Source organism: Brevibacterium permense (assembly GCF_025506275.1).
In the GTDB taxonomy this organism is placed as follows: Bacteria; Actinomycetota; Actinomycetes; order Actinomycetales; family Brevibacteriaceae; genus Brevibacterium; species Brevibacterium permense_A.
The window spans coordinates 1-15,834 of sequence record NZ_QYCP01000068.1 but is presented as its reverse complement, the minus strand read 5'-3'; the positions used below and the strand labels follow the sequence as shown (position 1 = coordinate 15,834).

Annotated in this window: 16 protein-coding genes; 6 read left to right on the top strand and 10 right to left on the bottom strand. The window is 64.6% G+C overall.

All coding sequences use genetic code 11. From position 1 onward, the window contains the following. Positions 1-70 precede the first annotated feature (70 nt). Positions 71-1,741 (bottom strand): HNH endonuclease signature motif containing protein, encoded by a 1,671-nt coding sequence (locus D3I60_RS02620; RefSeq protein WP_262774603.1) that lies wholly within the window; start codon positions 1,739-1,741, stop codon positions 71-73. A 229-nt stretch (positions 1,742-1,970) separates the two neighbouring features. Here D3I60_RS02620 and D3I60_RS02615 point away from each other — a divergent pair, with 229 nt between their 5' ends. The 4 genes from D3I60_RS02615 (at position 1,971) to D3I60_RS02600 (ending at position 5,760) form a co-directional block, all read left to right on the top strand. Continuing rightward, positions 1,971-2,585, top strand: a complete 615-nt coding sequence (locus D3I60_RS02615; RefSeq protein ID WP_262774602.1) for a hypothetical protein — start codon at positions 1,971-1,973, stop codon at positions 2,583-2,585. A 67-nt stretch (positions 2,586-2,652) separates the two neighbouring features. After that, complete coding sequence (locus D3I60_RS02610; RefSeq protein ID WP_262774601.1) at positions 2,653-3,348, top strand: hypothetical protein; 696 nt, start codon at positions 2,653-2,655, stop codon at positions 3,346-3,348. A 443-nt stretch (positions 3,349-3,791) separates the two neighbouring features. After that, positions 3,792-4,460, top strand: a complete 669-nt coding sequence (locus D3I60_RS02605; RefSeq protein ID WP_262774600.1) for a copper chaperone PCu(A)C — start codon at positions 3,792-3,794, stop codon at positions 4,458-4,460. Next, positions 4,438-5,760 (top strand): Dyp-type peroxidase, encoded by a 1,323-nt coding sequence (locus D3I60_RS02600; RefSeq protein ID WP_440588552.1) that lies wholly within the window; start codon positions 4,438-4,440, stop codon positions 5,758-5,760. The genes D3I60_RS02605 and D3I60_RS02600 overlap by 23 nt, the downstream gene beginning before the upstream one ends. A 115-nt stretch (positions 5,761-5,875) precedes the next feature. On the opposite strand, the gene D3I60_RS02595 is transcribed toward D3I60_RS02600, so the two are convergent. The 6 genes from D3I60_RS02595 to D3I60_RS02570 form a co-directional block, all read right to left on the bottom strand. Continuing rightward, on the bottom strand, positions 5,876-6,526 hold the full coding sequence (locus tag D3I60_RS02595; RefSeq protein WP_262774598.1) for a glycine betaine ABC transporter substrate-binding protein: 651 nt from the start codon (positions 6,524-6,526) through the stop codon (positions 5,876-5,878). Between the two features lie 267 nt (positions 6,527-6,793). Beyond that, positions 6,794-7,351, bottom strand: a complete 558-nt coding sequence (locus tag D3I60_RS02590; protein ID WP_262774597.1) for a methylated-DNA--[protein]-cysteine S-methyltransferase — start codon at positions 7,349-7,351, stop codon at positions 6,794-6,796. 202 nt (positions 7,352-7,553) lie between these two features. Next, the gene (locus tag D3I60_RS02585) at positions 7,554-8,459 is read right to left on the bottom strand and encodes a glycine betaine ABC transporter substrate-binding protein (RefSeq protein WP_262774596.1); all 906 of its coding nucleotides are present in this window, start codon (positions 8,457-8,459) and stop codon (positions 7,554-7,556) included. A gap of 53 nt (positions 8,460-8,512) precedes the next feature. Beyond that, positions 8,513-9,433 carry an ABC transporter permease gene (locus D3I60_RS02580; protein WP_262774595.1) on the bottom strand — a complete coding sequence of 307 codons (921 nt, stop codon included), beginning with the start codon at positions 9,431-9,433 and terminating at the stop codon, positions 8,513-8,515. Further along, positions 9,433-10,743 carry a quaternary amine ABC transporter ATP-binding protein gene (locus tag D3I60_RS02575; protein WP_262774594.1) on the bottom strand — a complete coding sequence of 437 codons (1,311 nt, stop codon included), beginning with the start codon at positions 10,741-10,743 and terminating at the stop codon, positions 9,433-9,435. Before D3I60_RS02575 ends, D3I60_RS02580 begins: the two co-directional genes overlap by 1 nt. 336 nt (positions 10,744-11,079) lie before the next feature. Then, on the bottom strand, positions 11,080-11,895 hold the full coding sequence (locus D3I60_RS02570) for an alpha/beta fold hydrolase (protein ID WP_262774614.1): 816 nt from the start codon (positions 11,893-11,895) through the stop codon (positions 11,080-11,082). 57 nt (positions 11,896-11,952) lie between these two features. Between D3I60_RS02570 and D3I60_RS02565 the strand changes: the two genes are divergently transcribed. Then, positions 11,953-12,846, top strand: coding sequence for a type I 3-dehydroquinate dehydratase (locus D3I60_RS02565; RefSeq protein ID WP_262774593.1), 894 nt, complete (start codon positions 11,953-11,955; stop codon positions 12,844-12,846). An 83-nt stretch (positions 12,847-12,929) separates the two neighbouring features. Here D3I60_RS02565 and D3I60_RS02560 read toward each other — a convergent pair whose 3' ends face one another. Continuing rightward, the gene (locus tag D3I60_RS02560; RefSeq protein WP_262774592.1) at positions 12,930-13,229 is read right to left on the bottom strand and encodes a DUF4235 domain-containing protein; all 300 of its coding nucleotides are present in this window, start codon (positions 13,227-13,229) and stop codon (positions 12,930-12,932) included. 247 nt (positions 13,230-13,476) lie between these two features. Here D3I60_RS02560 and D3I60_RS02555 point away from each other — a divergent pair, with 247 nt between their 5' ends. Then, positions 13,477-13,677: a hypothetical protein gene (locus D3I60_RS02555; RefSeq protein WP_139468999.1), complete on the top strand. Its 201-nt coding sequence runs from the start codon at positions 13,477-13,479 to the stop codon at positions 13,675-13,677. 106 nt (positions 13,678-13,783) lie between these two features. On the opposite strand, the gene D3I60_RS02550 is transcribed toward D3I60_RS02555, so the two are convergent. Continuing rightward, complete coding sequence (locus D3I60_RS02550; protein ID WP_262774591.1) at positions 13,784-14,671, bottom strand: aminotransferase class IV; 888 nt, start codon at positions 14,669-14,671, stop codon at positions 13,784-13,786. Next, entirely contained in the window at positions 14,668-15,771 is a 1,104-nt protein-coding gene (locus tag D3I60_RS02545; protein ID WP_262774590.1) for a VIT1/CCC1 transporter family protein, read from the bottom strand. The genes D3I60_RS02550 and D3I60_RS02545 overlap by 4 nt, the downstream gene beginning before the upstream one ends. Between the last annotated feature and the right edge of the window lie 63 nt (positions 15,772-15,834).

The following is a 15,834-nucleotide window of genomic DNA, read 5'->3' as shown; positions in this document are numbered from 1 at the left end:
CGGGCTGAACCGAGGTGAATCCGGCTGAACTTGGAAAGTGGGCACAGCTGTCCCCTGAAAGTTGGGGCGGCTATTTGTCGAACAGGGAGTCGACGACGTCGTCCGCGATGAAGCGGGCGTGGAGGATCGGCTTACGAGCCGGGTCCTTTGCGGCGGGCGGAATGTAGGCGGGTCGCCCGTCGAAGAGCATCACCGTGTCCCAGTCGGTGCGGTCGAGCAGGTGGTGATGATAACTGCAGAGCAGCGCGAGATTGTTGATCTCCGTCTTGCCGCCGAGCGACCATGGAAACACGTGGTTGGCATCGCACCAACCGGGAGGGGCGTCACAGCCGGGGAAGGTGCAACCTCGATCACGGGCGGTGATCACTGCCAACTGTTTGCGATTGGCGAAGCGCTGCTCTGTGGCCACCTGCATCGTCTTGGCCCTGTCGCTCATGAGGTGGAAGAACAGCGAGCCGTTGAGGCCGTTTCTCATCAGTTCCTTGATGGGAATGGGATTGTCGGCGCCCGTGGTGCCGTGTCCTGTTCCTTTGGCCAGATCTTCGGCGGTGGCGTTGATGACGAGAGCATAAGGCGCTCCTGCAGCCGTCCGCTGCTTGTCGATCGTCGTGACGAGGCCGGCGAATCGTTCGTAGATCCATTCGCGCGCCGAAGGCTGTTCGGCGCTGACGTCGACGAAACCGCCGTCCTCACGAACGCCGACGCCGGGGACGGCTGCCGAATTTCCGCTCCTGCGAGCTGCGTTGAGATCGGGTTCCGGAACTCGCTTCGCGTCATATCGGTCACCGGAGAGCACCGCATCGACGATCTCAAGCAGCTCTTTGTCAGGAAGCGGCGAGCTCGTTTCCTCAGAAGCAGCGGTTACGGTGGCGGGATTGCCTGCGGCCGCGATTCCAGAGGCGCCGGTCGCCGAGTCGGCACCGGCCTTGTCGTCTTCTCCCGCAGACTGGATTCGTGAGGTCAGCAGCCCGTTGAGAGTGCCGCCGGTGACGGGGTCGAGCAGTCCACGCAGCTCCCAGTCGCCGTTGGTCTTGGCACGCATGGACATGTTGTAAGCAGAGCGGTCGGCCGAGTCGTTCGGCTCTGCGCCGTCCGGGTCGATATAGCCCATGAGCTTGCCGAAGATCTCGCGCAGATCCTTGAGGCGGACCTTGGGCGCACTGTCGACCAAGCGCGTCTCGACGTCGGTGCGCACCGTCTGACTGACCCACGAGGGCAGTTTGCGCATGCAGTCTTCGATGACAGACGCCTGGGCGGCGGAGATCGTGCCGGCATGGAGCGCATCTGCGACGACAGGGTAGAGAGGCGGCAGAGCCTGTCCGGCCATGTCGACGCGTCCGCCGAGGTTCTTGGCCATATCGGTGCGGCGATTCGCCTCTGCACCGGTGAGGCTGAATCGGTTCTCGATGAGCGACTTCGTCGATTTGGCACCGAAATCGCTGGGTGTTCCGACGCGTTCGCAGACGGAGAGTGCGAGCGTCGACAATGCATCGTTGATGCGTGTGATCGCCTCGACCCCATCGGCGAGCATGATGGCCTGATCCGGTCCCATGGGGCGATCGAACGAGCGCAGCTCGTCTTTGAGGCTCATCAGCTGAGTGATCGAAGAGGTGACCTCGGGTGCAAAGCGGCTGAGATCTGCCCACTCCTCGTCGGCCAGCAGCGGGTGACCACTGGTATGCGGGGAGTTGTCGGCGTTCCGATCGGAATGATCGGAGTTGCGTTCGGGAGTGAGGGTCATGGGGATGAATTCCGTTCACCAACATCGTTGTTGTTGGAATCCAGTGTATGCTCATAATGTGTGTAACGCCATAGGTGATCGAAAAAAGTTTCGAATACAGACGAAATGTTCGTCTCAGTTCGAGCATACTGGCAAGCCTCTTTGGGTCCGTGCAGGTCAGGGGTGGTGTCGGCTGCGGCCGAGGTGAACCGGCTTCGAATGTGTCAGTCGGTCGTGGCACGATTGGAGTATGGATGCCCTGCTCCTCATTGACACCGACGACGCCAGCTACCCCAGCGATGACGCCATGGAGACCCTCGGCGATATCGTCACCCGCACCCGCGCTGTGGGCGGTGTGCTCATCTTCGCGTCGACGAAGGCCGACCTCGTCGACACTCCCGATGAGGAGCTGAGCATCTTCGTCCCTGATGAGGAGGATCTCGTGCTCCGCTCCGAGAGCCCGGATGTGTTCGAGGGCGTTGACGATCTGGCCGCAGGTCTGCATGACCTCTCCGTCGACCGGATCATCATGGCCGGCGCCGACGCCACCGCGGCCATGCCCGACGCCACCGCGGCCACGCCCGGCGCCGACGCCGAGACGGGCGAGCCAGGCACTGGAGCTGGCGAAGTCACCACTGACCCCGCCGCTCAGGCAGAGGGCGATGCTGACGCCGGCGCCTCCTCGGCGGGCACCCCCGGAGCCGTCTACGCCTCGGCGATGGCGGGTCTTGTGTGCAACTTCGACGTCGTCGTCCTTTCCGACTCCACCACTGACCCTGATGGCAACCTCGTCGCCTGGGGCGATGCTGCCGCTGATGCCGGTGCCATGGTCAAGAAGACCGCCGATACCTGGCTGCGGATGTAGGGTCAGTCGCCTTCCCGAAATAGTTCTGCATTGAGTAGAATGTGGGAGCGAGCTGAGAGGAGGGCCCATGACCGGATGGACGAAATCCGTACGTGCGCTCTTCGCTGCCCTCTTCACGACTCTCCTCGCCCTGCTCATGCACCTCGGTGCCGGTGGCGGCGTCTCGATTCCGGGCACTGCGGTCGTCTTCGTTCTCGTCCTCTGGGCGGCGATGATCGTCGCCGGCAGGCGCCTGGGCTACCTCACGCTGGCGGGCCTGCTCGGCCTCGGGCAGGTGCTCATGCACCTGACGATGAGCTGGTCCGCACACACCTTCGCCCATGCGGGGGCCCACGCGGGAACCGCTCAATCCGGAAGCGGGCAGGCCGGAGCTGCCGGTACCGGATCCACCTCCGCCGAGGCGGCCCTCCACGCCCACGCCGGACACATCGTCCCAGCCTCCGGCTCCCTTGACCTCGGTCCTGCCGCAACCGCGCTCGGACATGCGAGCCACGGTGCTGCCTCGGTGGGGATGATCATCGCCCACGTCGTCGCCGTCCTCGTCACCGCCGTGATCCTCAAACGCGGTGAGGATATCGTCCTCAGTATTCTGCAGCTGGCCCTGGGCCCGGTGATCGGCGCACTGCGAGCCCTCGCCGAGACTGCCGGTGTCCTGGCCGATGAACCGTTCCGCAAGCTCTGCGCTTCGTTCCGGATGCCGCAGCCGGTCACCTCGGCGGTAGTCGGCCCGAACTACCGCCGCGGCCCGCCCGCGCTCGGCTGACATCCCAATCGGCGTTTGCAGCGCCGACCCACACCTGGTTTCCCCGGGTGACCATCCATCTTCGGGCGACCGCCTGGACAGCGGCGGGCCGCCCCTCGGTGACAGTCGAACACGTCCGCGCACACCGCTGCGCGCAGAGGACACGTGCCCCGCACCCTGGCCAGCACGTGCCCTGCGCACTTGCACTCGCACGAGCTGCGCGCAGGCAACCGCGACCGGCGCAAAGGCTCACGAAAGCGCTGCCGGTCAGCAGCGTTCCCTGCACACAGGCGTACTAACGCGATGCGGCTGAGCGCCCGCAGCTTCGGGCGGCAGAGACTCTGCGACCGAAGATCCTCGTCGTCTGACGACGGGGAACACGCGGGACTGCCTGCGCCAACAGGCGACCGCGGCGCGCGCCGACATGTGCTCGACTGCACCTGAATGACGAAAGTGCAGACATCATGCGAAAGAACATCACCCTGGCCCTTGCCCTGCCCATCGCCGTCGCCATCGGCCTGGCAGGCTGCGGCCAAGACGACAGCAAGGCCGCCGGTTCGACACAGACCGACGGCAGCAGCTCGACCTCGGCGGAATCCTCGGAAAACGCGGTCGACGCCGAAGCCCTCAGCTTCGACGGTGCTTGGGTCAAGGCCGCCGACGACGGAATGACCGGAGTCTTCGGGGAGCTGAAGAACAACACCGATGCCGACATCAACCTCGTCGAGGCGAAATACGCGGACGCGGAGATGGTCCAACTCCACGAAACCGAAGGCGACGGCTCCGGCGGAATGTCCATGCAGGAGAAAAAGGGCGGCTTCACCGTTCCGGCAGGGGAGAGCCTCCGCTTCGAGCCCGGAGGCGATCACATCATGATCATGGGACTGAAGAAGGCGATCAATCCGGGCGAGCAGATCAAGCTCGATCTCGTCACCGCCGATGACGAGACCGTCGAGGTCACGGCCGTGGCCAAGGAGTACTCCGGAGCCCAGGAAGACTACGCGCCCGGTGAGGCCGAAGGCTCCAGCGACGACCACGGCGACCATGGTGAGCACGGCGACGACGGCAAACGCACCGACGCCGACAGTGAAGAGCACGAGGACTCCGGCCATGGAGACCACGGTGACCACTGAACCCGTTCGCACCGGCTTCAGCCGCCGAGGTCTCCTGACCTCGGCGGCCGCGGCCGGCGGTGCAGGTGTCGTCGGTGCCACGGCCGGATTTGCGCTCGGCCGCGGTCCCGGATCACAGGGCACGAGCGCCGGTGACGGCAGGCCGCCTCGGCGAGATCTGGACGGGGCGAACGGGCCGCAGACCGAGCCGTTCTACGGCACTCATCAATCCGGGGTCGAGACCCCGCCGCAGGCCTATGCGCACTTCATCGCGTTCACGCTCAAACCCGGGATCAAGGCCGCCGAGGCGGTGCGCTGGCTGCGCCTGCTCACCGCGGATGCGGCCGCACTGACGCAGGGGCAGGCTCCGTTGGCCGACTCCGAATCCGAGCTCGCCGTCGACCCTGCCCGGCTGACTGTGACCTTCGGGTTCGGAGCCGAGCTGGTTGCCCTGGCCGGAAAGAAGCATGTCCCGGACTGGCTGAAGCCCTTGGAGGCGTTCTCGATCGATCGCCTCGATCAGGACCGCTGCAAGGGCGACCTGCTCCTGCAGATCTGCGGCGACGACCCGCTGACCTTGGCGCATGCCAGGCGCATGCTGTTCAAGGATTCGCGATCGTTCGCCGAGGTGGCCTGGCAGCGGGACGGATTCCGACGTGCCTACGGCAGCGCGGGGGAGGGGAAGACCCAACGGAACCTCTTCGGTCAGCTCGACGGCACGGCGAATCCGGGCCCCGGGTCCGAGGACTTCGCGCGGATCATCTGGGGACAGGGCACCGAGACTGCGAACCCGGTGTTCTCCGCCCGCGGGGAGCCGCCGGCCGACCTCGGCGCGCATCTGCCGGTGTGGATGCGTGGGGGAACGACGCTGGTTCATCGCGATATCGCGATGAACCTCGACACCTGGGATCAGGCCGATCGACCCGCACGGGAGTTCTCGGTCGGGCGGACCATGGATTCCGGGGCACCGCTGACGGGTGAGGACGAGTTCGACGTTCCGGACTTCACCGCTGTCGACAAGCGCGGACTGACGAAGATCTCGCAGGTCGCACATATCGCCCGGGCCCGCGACGGACTGGGTCCGGAGGTGCAGATCCACCGGCGCACGTTCAACTACGAGACCGGTGCGGGTGGGGATTCGGGGCTCCTGTTCGCGTCCTTCCAGGCCGATATCGAACGGCAGTTCCTGCCGATCCAGCGCCGCCTCGCCGAGGTGGACCTGCTCAACGAATGGACGACCCCGATCGGGTCGACCGTGTGGGCGATCCCGCCCGGAGCGAGTAAGGACGGGTACATCGGGCAGGAGCTGTTCGACGGGTGAGAGAACGGCGCGGCCGCCTGACCAACCGCCACTGCCGCGTCTTCACTGAAAAAAGAGCGGCCGCCGGACCCGCAGAAGCGGGAGCGGCGGCCGCGTCGTATGGTCGCGCAGTGACTCAGTCGGTGATCTCGGAGTCGAAGGCCTTCGGATTGTCCTTGATCCACTGGTCGACGACGTCGCCTTCCTGACCTTCTTCGTACTCGTTGACGATGAGGTCCTCGAGCTCTCCGTACGTCTTGTCGTCGAGCTTGATCCCCTTGATGAGCTCCGACGCCTCGGGGAACTCCTCGCTGAAGCCCTCGGTGCCGAGGAAGTGCATCTTCTCCGGATCGCCCATGGCGTTCTTCGGATCCTTGAGCTCCTTGACGTCGTAGGCGTTGTTCGCCCAGAACGGACGCCACAGGGTGACGACGATGTCGTCCTGCGCATCGATGGCATTGCCCAGCTCGGTGAGCATGGCCGGGGTCGAGGAGGTGACGAGTTCGAAGTCCTTCTCCAGGTCGTAGGCCGGCATCATCGAATCCTTCGTCACCTTGGTAAGACCGGCTCCGGGCTCGATGCCGACGATCTTGCCGTCGAACTTGTCGGCATTGTCTTTGAGCTCATCCATCGAATCGATGTCGACATAGTCGGGCACGACGATCGTGTTCTGCGCCTTGTCGTAGTAGGTGCTGATGTCCTCGATCTTGTCGCCGTACTCATCCATGTACTGCTTGTGGGTCTTCTTCGGCCAGGCGACGACGGTGGTGATTGTGCGTGACATCATCAGTTTCCCCTTCGTGGTGGCTGCCCGAACGAGGAGGTGTTGCCGACGCTGGCAGCCTCGGTCGTCCGAGCAGGAGCTTGTGAACGCGGAATCTTTTGTGATCACAAAATCTGGTCTGGCAATGTAATCACACGATTCGCCCGACCTCCAGTGGTTCAGCGACCGAATTCGAGCGAGGACTGAATCCCGAATCCGCACAACTACAGGCCAGCGCGACCTGGAGAATGTACGCGCGAACTGCGGATTGTCAGCGCGACCTGGAGAATGTCAGAACAGCGGCTGCGGCAGGGCGTCTTCGAACTCGAGGAGACGCCGCTTGGTCTCGAGCTCGTGCCCGGGCAGCCCGCCCGAATACCCGCCGAGTCCGTCACCGGCGACAACACGATGGCAGGGGACGATGATCGGGATCGGATTGAGTCCCATGATCCCACCGACAGCACGCGCCGGAATCCCGGTTCCGCTGGCTTCGGCGAGCTGTCCGTAGGTGACCGTGGTCCCTGCTGGGACCTCTTCGGCCAAGGTCGTCAAAACGGTCCTAGCGACGTCAGAAATCTGACCGAAGTCCACGGGCAGGTCGAAATCGCCGAGGCGGCCGTCGAAGTACGCCCGCAACTGGGCGACCGCCTCGACGAGGATCGGATCCGAGGCGGCGGCTGCCGCGGTGGGGATCGGGTCGGACCGGTCGGACGCCTCGGTGAGGATCGGACCGGTGACATCGGTCGCCTCGGCGGAAATGTGCCATTCGAGTCGGACGACGGACCGGCCGTCGCTTATCACAGTGAGGGGTCCGACGAAGGTGTCGACGGTTGCCGAATCGGTCGTCATGGGATGTCCTTCGTTCGAGCCGGCACACCGAAAACGGTGTCAACGGCGATTCTCAGCCGAGTCTACTCATACAGCTGTGCCCTCCCGACTCGTCCGAGTCGGGAGGGCACAGCATATTCATGACCGCACGCCGGGCAATGGGGAAGCCCGCAGCTGAGCCGAGGATGTCCTCCTCAGTGCGGCTGCTGCCGCGGCGGCAGGATCACTTCTCGTCCGGCAGCTCGCCTTCGTAGGCGTCGGGGTTGGCCTTCAGCCACTCGGCGATGGCCTTCTTGCCATCATCCTTGTGCTTGTTGACGACCAGGTCCTCGAGGTCTCCGTACTGCTTGTCGTCGAGCTTGATCTTCTCGATGTAGTCGGCGGCATCGGAGAACTCTTCGCCGAAGCCCTTGGTTGCGGTGAAGTGGAGCTTCTCGGGGTCACCCATCGCACCCTTCGGGTCCTCGAGGTCCTTGACCGGGTACTCGTTGTTGGCCCAGAACGGACGCCACAGGGTGACGACGATGTCCTTCTTCGCATCGGTCGCATTGCCGAGCTCGGTGAGCATGGCAGCGGTCGACGAAGTGACCAGCTCGTATTCGCCGTCGAGACCGTATTTGGGAATCATCGCCTTGGTGGCCTTCGTCAGACCGGCACCGGGCTCGATTCCGATGATCTCGCCGCCGAAGTCCTTGCCCTTGCCCTTGAGGTCTTCGATCGAGTTGATGTCCTTCATGTACTTCGGGACGGCGATCGTGAGGACGGCGTTGTCGTAGTAGGCGCCGAGGTCTTCGAGGTCGTCACCGTATTCGTCGATGTACTGCTTGTGCGTGACCTCGGGCCACGAGGACGGATACATGTCGATATCGCCGTTGGCGACACCGGCGTAGAGGACGGCGGCGTCGTTGAAGGTCTCGGTCTCGACGTTGTAGCCCATCTTGCCCAATTGGTCTTCGAGCAGGAGCGAGATGCTCTGGCCGTCGGTCCAACCGGTGACGTAGCCGAGTTTGATGTCGCCCTTGTCGCCGCCTTCGCCACCGTCCTTCGATGCTTCCTGTGAGCAACCGGTCAGGGCAAGGCCGAGGGCTGCGACTGCAGCGACGATCGTGGTGAGGAATCTTCTCTTCATTGTGTGTTCCTTTTCTCTAGTGATCGTTGATTCGGATTGGGTGAACCATTACTTCAGGCCGCGGTGGCTGCCGACTCAGCGGCTGCCGCAGCCGCCTTGTTCTTCGCGTTGCGACGACGCATTCCCGCCACGAGCGAGTGCGGGTAGTCCTTCGCGGTGCCCAGAGCTGCGGTGACGCGATCGAGGTAGACCGCGATGATCACGACACCGAGTCCGGCTTCGACGCCGAGCGGCAGGTTCTGGGTGGCGATCGCTTCGACGACGTTCTTTCCGAGTCCGTCGGCGCCGACCATGCCGGCGATGACGGCCATCGCCAGTGCGAGCATGATGACCTGGTTGATGCCGGCCATGATCGTCGGGGTGGCCAAGGGCAGCTGGACTCCGCGGAGGATCTGGCCGGGAGTCGCACCGAAGGACTGTCCGGCTTCGACCGTCTCCGAATCGACCCCGCGGATGCCGAGCTCGGTGAACCGCACACCCGGGGGCAGAGCGAAGATCACCGTGGCCACGAGGCCGGGGACGACGCCGATGCCGAAGAAGGTGACCGCCGGAATGAGGTAGACGAATGCCGGCATCGTCTGCATGAAGTCGAGGATCGGTTTGATGACCGCCGAGGCTCTGTTGCTGCGTGCGGCCAGAATGCCGACCGGGACGGCGATGATGATGGCGATGACAGCGGCGATGATGATCAGCGCCAGGGTCTGCATCGCGGCCACCCATTGGCCCATCGTCATGATGAAGAACAGAGTGATGAGTGTGCCCACGGCCATCTGCCACGAGCGGAAGATCCAGCCGATGAGCGCCAGCAGAATGATGATGACGAGCGGGTGGAGGTCGACGAGCACGTCGGTGAGGACCTCGATGAGGAAGTTGAACAGCCAAGTGACGGCGTCGAAGAACCACGCGACGTTGTCTTTGAGCCAGTCGAATACGGTGTCGACCCAGGCTCCGATCGGAATTCTGATGTTCTCCATCAGCGTTCACTCCTTTCACCGGCGGCCTGCGGTGCGACGGCATCATCACCTTCGGCGAGTACCTGGTCGATGATTCCGGTGTCGACCGGCTCGGGCCAGTCTTCGACAGAGGCGTCCGTCGAGGCCTCGTCATTGCCGTTCTGCGTGCCGAGCGCGGCGAGCAGAGTGGCCCTGGGTACAACGCCGACGAGCTCGCCGTCGGCGTCGGTGACGGGCACCGGCAGAGGCATCTCCGCGGTCGGCAGGAAGAGGTCGATGAGCAGGTCGTCCGGAGATGCGGGGTGGGCGACCGGTTTGATGATCTCGTCGAGAGTCGTGGCACCTGTCCGGATGTGTTCGATGCAGTCGCGGTCGCTGACGAGGCCGAGGAACTTCCGGTCCCTGTCCGTGACGTACACCCCTGAGGCGCCGTTGTCGCGCATGGTGCGCAGTGCAACTCGGGGACCGTTCTGATTGCTCACGGTCTGCCGTGCCTTCTCCATGACGTTGTTGGCCGTCAGCACGCGGGCCCGGTCGACGTCGTGGACGAACTGTGCCACGTAGTCGTTGGCCGGGTCGGTGAGGATGTCCTCCGGGGTGCCGACCTGGACGATGCGCCCGTTGCGCATCACCGCGATCCGGTCACCGAGGAACATCGCCTCATTGAGGTCGTGGGTGATGAAGATGATCGTCTTCTTCAGCTCCCGCTGCAGTTCGACGAGCTGTTCCTGCATCTCGCGCCGGATCAGCGGGTCGAGGGCGGAGAAGGCTTCGTCCATGAGGAGGATGTCGGTCTCAGCCGCCAGCGCGCGGGCCAGGCCGACGCGCTGCTGCATACCGCCGGAGAGCTGCTCGGGGAACTTGTCGCCCCAGCCTTCGAGGCCGACGGCCTTGAGCCAGCGGTCGGCGGCCTTGTCCCGCTCCGCCTTCGCGACTCCGCGGATCTCGAGCGCATAGGCGGCGTTGTCGCGGACGGTGCGGTGCGGGAGCAGTGCGAAGTGCTGGAACACCATCGAGATGTGTTCGCTGCGGACCTTGCGCAGTGCGGCCGAATCGATCTTCGCGATGTCGGTGCCCAGCACCTCGACGGATCCGGCGGTGGGTGCCCAGAGTCCGTTGAGAGTGCGGATCAGGGTCGACTTGCCCGAGCCTGACAGGCCCATGACGACGAATATCTCGCCGGCCTCGACTTCGAAGCTCGCATCGATGACGGCGGCGGTTCCGAGTTTCGTCAGATCTTCACGGTCGGCGCCCTCTTCGAGCCGTTTGACGACTTCGTTTTCGCGCTTTCCGAAAACTTTGTAGACGTGTGACGCTTTGACAACGCTCACGCGCTTCCTCCTTGCATTCTTGGCAGTCCGCAAGAACGAGAGGCTTCACCCCCGTTTGCACGGTTCGGTGCTCGCAGATCAGATCCGAATAGCTCAATTGCGCACGCGCCTCACCGCACACGGATATCTGATCCACCATTGTAGTTTTGTTCAGGGTTTTCGGTAGAGATCTTGTTGGGATTATGCGGCGCGTCACCCTTGACTACCGCTCTGACCTGGGCAAACGGATCGTCGTGCGTTACTTGATTGTTATAATCATCGATTGGAGCATGTAGGTATGCCGTTAATGGATTTGCTACCGGATATGGGATTTTGATGCAGTAGGCGGCCTTGCCTTCAGGATTCTTGCCTGCAGAATTTCTGCAGTGATTCTGTGAGGAAGCGGACCACGGCCGGAGTGACCACCTCGGCGAATTCTTCGAAGAATCCGTGTCGGCCTTCCGGCAGAATCAGCAGCTGAGATCCGGGGATGCGCTCGTGGAGGATCCGGGCATTCTCCACTGGGTTCATCCGATCGGCATCGCCGTGCATGATCAGCGTCGGAGCGGAGATCTCGGGCAGCCGGTCCCAGGCATTGTGATTGGCGCTCACGCGCAGATGGGCGGATGACTCGGCCGCCGTCATCGTGTCGTCGCCGAGCATCTTGCTGTACTCCGCCGATACCGTCCATTCGGGGGTGTAGAAGAGGTCGAAGAGGTACTGCGTGTGCTCGTCACCACGCAGCCTCGCCAGAGCCTGGCCGACCTCACGCGGACGCTTGACGGCATGCTGTCCGCCGGGCGAGGTGCACCCGAGGACCAGAGCGCTTACCCGCTCCGGATGGTTGAGTGCCAGCATCTGCGAGATCCGCCCGCCCATGGATGTGCCGTAGACCGCGGCCTGATCCACGCCGAGGTGGTCGAGCACGTCCACGGCATCATCGGCGAAGCTCGCTGTCGACAGTTCCCCGAGCTCGCCCCGGCTGCTGCCCGTTCCGCGATAGTCGAACGTGATCGTGCGGAAGTCCGGTACGAAGTCCCCGCGCAGGTCATCCCACCACTCGTGCGAGTTCGACTGACCCTGCAGGAGGAGCAGTGCAGGAGCGTGCTCCGGACCGTTGACCTGGACCTCGAGGGGGAAGCCATCGCGTGCGCTGATCCTGTCCACCTGCATCGTCTCCACCCGTGTCCTCCTGCCCTCCTGCGCCTGGTCACCGCCTACGCTTGAGAAATGAAATCATTGCCGTTCCTCAATCCTGCCGCAGGATCGCCCGCGGTGCGCAATCCTGGGCGACCTGCCGTCATCGTGCCGACACAGGCGATCGATGCAGATGAGCTCACTGCCGAATGCGCTGCAGCCGCCGCGACCGGAATCGTCGACGCCGTCGAATGGCGCATCGATCCGCTGCTCGTCGTCGGCTCCGGTCCTGCGAAGGGTGGGGTGCACGGGAGTGTGCACAGCCTCGCCGAGGCGGTCCTTCGTCTGCTTCCGCGTGCACTCACAGCGGGGCTGCCGATCCTCCTGACCGTCCGCACCGGTTTCGAGGGCGGGCGGGCGGAGATCACGGAGGACGACTACGCCGAGGTGGTGCGGGAACTCATCGCCGGGGTCTCCGACGTAGAGGCGGACGCCGGAACCGCTGCCGGCACCGGTCCCACCGGCACCGCCTCCTCGGGAGTTCCCGGCAGCGCATCATGGGGCGTTCCCGTGGCCATCGACATCGAGATCGATCGGGCCGAGTCGGGCTCCCTTATCGCCTCGGCGCAGGGAGCGGGCGTGCCCGTCGTTGCTTCGCACCACAATTTCGATTCCACGGACTCTTCCGAGCGCCTGCTGAAGACGTTCACTGCGATGAGCGAGGCCGGAGCTGATGTGGCCAAGGTGGCGATGATGCCGCAGGCACCGGCCGATGTTCTGCGTCTCCTGGAGGCGACTGCCGCGGCGGATGCCTCGCTGCTGGTTCCCGTGCTCGGAATTTCGATGGGTTCTTTGGGGCGGACGAGCCGGATCATGGGCGCCGACTTCGGCAGCTGCGCTACATTCGCGCAGGTCGGACAGGCTTCGGCGCCGGGGCAGATCGAGGCATCGGTCCTCGCCGAGATCCTCGACCGCATCACCGGCTGAACGCCAGAGAAGAAGCGGCCCGCGAAGCATGAGCTTCGCGGGCCGCTTCGCTGCTGCAGAAGCAGCAGTAGGTCAGCGGAAGATCAGTCAGTGACCTCTTCGATCTGCTTGCGGAACTTCTTCGGCAGGGCCTCATCGCCGAAGTTGTTGCGCACGGTGTGCGCGGCGATGCGCTGAACCACGAGCTGAGCCACGGCCACACCGACACCGGAGACGATCGTCCAGGCCAGGGCCTCGGACATCGAGATCTCGTCATCGACGGGGTTCGACGGCGCCGGTCGCTTCGTCGACTTCTCCCACGCGAAGGTCAGGGTCTTGCGAGCGACGAATGCAGCTGCGATGGGCGCTCCCACGCCGATGATCTGCCAAGCGAGCTTTCCCATGCTCGTGTCCTTTCCTTTGAACATTGAGTCCCACGACTCTCACGAGCCGCGGGAACGTATTCCGTCGAAGTCAACACTAACGCAGGACGATGCTCGCGAGGCCACCCGAGATTGGACGAGGTCGAGAAAGTTCGCTCATTTCATACTTTTGGGGGATGTGCCGGGCAGACCGGGGGAGATAGCGTGAGAGCACGCTTCGATCGGGCAAGGGAAGGTCTGGGTCGAAACGTGAAGAGAAGGGCACACGATGCTGAGGAAGTGGAAGACGCGCGTCGTCACCGGACTGTTCGTCTGTGGTGCCCTCGGATTCCTGCTTGCGCTGCTGCCGGGAATGTCCGGCGTCTTCTGGCCGGTGTGGCTGATCAGCTGCGCCGCCTGCATCCTCGGGCTCGTTCTCGCCTTCACTCTCCCCTCGGCGAAACCCGCCGACGCTCTGCCCCGAGCCTGAGGGCTCGGGGCAGCGCATCCCCGAAGGCGCCCAGAGTCCGGCCACCCCGGAGCAGCGCATCCCCGAAGGCGCCTGCCGCCGTTCGGCGCCGGCGGCTCCCAGGGCCTCACCGTCCGCGGATGATCTCCTGGAACTTATCAGTCAGAGTCTGATCAACTGAGATCGCATTCCCGTCGAGTTCGCGCAGCGCGACTGCGGTGCGCATCGACGAGACGTACCAAGCCCCATCCGCCGCCTTGACGTCGTCGAGGCTCAGGTCGGCATATTCGGCGCTCAGTCCCAGTTCCTCCGCATGATCGAAGATGAGGCGCTGCGTCGTTCCTGACAGCAGACCCGCCTCTGGATTCGGAGTGAGCAGGTGGTCGCCTCGGCGGATAATGAGATTCGCGGTCGGTCCTTCGAGCACGATTCCGTCATGGGAGACGAAAAGCGCCTCATCGGCGTCGTTGGCTGCGGCATAGCGGCCGGCGGCCTGATTGACCGCATAGGACAGAGTCTTCGCGCCGATGAGCAGCCACGGGGCCTTGCTGCCGATATAGGCGTCGAAGCCGCGGTCGAGGCTGACGGCGGTGACACCTTGTGCCCGAGCTGTACGGATGTGGTCGTCGACGGGCACGGGAAAGGCCCACCCGCGGCCCCGGAATGCGCCGTTCGCGCCCTGCTCCCCGCGGGAGAGGGCGTAGCGGATCCCGAACTCGACATTCTTGGGATCGGCGGCGGCCACCTCGGCGATGAGGGAATCGATGACCCGATCCCACAGTCCTTGGTCGGGATCGGGCAGATCCAGCGTCGAGGCGGACGTGCGGAACCGGGTGAAGTGCCGTTCCCGCGACACCACGGTGGCACCGTGCGCACCCACGCTCACCAGCACGGTTTCGAAGATCCCGTCCCCGCGATGAGCGGAGAGGTCCGTGACGGGCAGTTGGGCGGCACGCAGGTCGGTGAGTTCGAACGTGCCGGTGGCGGGGTCGACGAGGATGAGCGGATCGGTCATGCGGTACCTCCGAAGAGCAGGCCGAGGGCGTAGGTCACGGCGGCGGCACCGAAGCCGATGCCGAGTTGGCGCAGGGCGCGGGGGCCGGGCGATTTGCCGGAGAGCAGGCCGACGATGCCGCCGGTGAACAGCAGCGCGATGCCGACAAGGCCGGCGGACAGGAACACGGCGGGCAGTCCGGACATGCCGAAGATGTAGGGCAGGATCGGGATGAGCGCGCCGGAGGAGAAGAAGCAGAAGCTTGAGAGGGCGGCGCCGAGGCCGGTGCCCAGTTCGTCGCGGTCGACTTCGGAGTCGAGGTTCGGCAGCCTCGGTGCCTGTTTGTTCTTCGCCGCTGCGATTGTGCGGTTGGCGCGGGCCTCGGCTTCGCGGGCTTCCATTCCGCGGGCGCGGAAGACGAGAGCGAGCTCGTTGGCGTCGATGTTGAGGTCGGCCAGAGCGTGCCGGGACTCGGGATCCGGAGTGGAGGCGTCGAGGAGTTCGCGCTGGGAGCGCACCGAGATGTATTCGCCGGCTCCCATCGACAGGGCTCCGGCGAGCAGTCCGGACACGCCGGTGAGCAGGATGACGGTGTTCGAGACTCCAGCCGCGCCGACACCGAGGACGAGGGCGAGGTTCGAGACCAAGCCGTCGTTGGCGCCGAAGACGGCGGCGCGGAAGTTCCCCGACAGGCGGGCGCGGGAACGGGCGGCCAGGGCACGGACCACCTCGGCGTGGATGCGTTCATCGGCGGCCATCTCGGCCGAGGCGGCTTCGTCTTCGTCGTACGGCGAGCTCGTTTCGGACTGCTGAGCCAGAGCGAGGACGAACACGGAGCCGAACATGCGGCCGAGGAACGCCAGGCAGCGGGTGACGAGATCGGCGGAGCGGCGCTTCTGGGCGTGTTCACCGAGGAGGGAGATCCAATGCTCCTGATGCCGGGATTCCGCTGTGGCGAGGCTGAGCAGGATCTCGCGGTCCTCGCCCTTGCGGCGTTCGGCGAGGTTGCGATACACCCGTTCCTCGAGCCGTTCGTTGGCGAGGTAGCGCTGCCAGCGGCGAATGGTCCGCCGGTCGGGCGCGGCGGGCGGAGTCCCTCCCGCGGAGTCATTGGTCGTCACTGGTCCAAGTCTAGTCGTGCGGTCTGTTTCCGGCACGGGGTGGGCGGTGGTGAGGGGCTGAGG

Coding starts and splice junctions, on each gene's coding strand:
- D3I60_RS02590 (WP_262774597.1), bottom strand. CDS start 7,351: ATGACGACCGATTCGGCAACCGTCGACACCTTCGTCGGACCCCTCACT.
- D3I60_RS02595 (WP_262774598.1), bottom strand. CDS start 6,526: ATGATGTCACGCACAATCACCACCGTCGTCGCCTGGCCGAAGAAGACC.
- D3I60_RS02620 (WP_262774603.1), bottom strand. CDS start 1,741: ATGACCCTCACTCCCGAACGCAACTCCGATCATTCCGATCGGAACGCC.
- D3I60_RS02610 (WP_262774601.1), top strand. CDS start 2,653: ATGACCGGATGGACGAAATCCGTACGTGCGCTCTTCGCTGCCCTCTTC.
- D3I60_RS02585 (WP_262774596.1), bottom strand. CDS start 8,459: ATGAAGAGAAGATTCCTCACCACGATCGTCGCTGCAGTCGCAGCCCTC.
- D3I60_RS02565 (WP_262774593.1), top strand. CDS start 11,953: ATGAAATCATTGCCGTTCCTCAATCCTGCCGCAGGATCGCCCGCGGTG.
- D3I60_RS02605 (WP_262774600.1), top strand. CDS start 3,792: ATGCGAAAGAACATCACCCTGGCCCTTGCCCTGCCCATCGCCGTCGCC.
- D3I60_RS02580 (WP_262774595.1), bottom strand. CDS start 9,433: ATGGAGAACATCAGAATTCCGATCGGAGCCTGGGTCGACACCGTATTC.
- D3I60_RS02555 (WP_139468999.1), top strand. CDS start 13,477: ATGCTGAGGAAGTGGAAGACGCGCGTCGTCACCGGACTGTTCGTCTGT.
- D3I60_RS02570 (WP_262774614.1), bottom strand. CDS start 11,895: ATGCAGGTGGACAGGATCAGCGCACGCGATGGCTTCCCCCTCGAGGTC.
- D3I60_RS02560 (WP_262774592.1), bottom strand. CDS start 13,229: ATGGGAAAGCTCGCTTGGCAGATCATCGGCGTGGGAGCGCCCATCGCA.
- D3I60_RS02600 (WP_440588552.1), top strand. CDS start 4,438: ATGGAGACCACGGTGACCACTGAACCCGTTCGCACCGGCTTCAGCCGC.
- D3I60_RS02550 (WP_262774591.1), bottom strand. CDS start 14,671: ATGACCGATCCGCTCATCCTCGTCGACCCCGCCACCGGCACGTTCGAA.
- D3I60_RS02615 (WP_262774602.1), top strand. CDS start 1,971: ATGGATGCCCTGCTCCTCATTGACACCGACGACGCCAGCTACCCCAGC.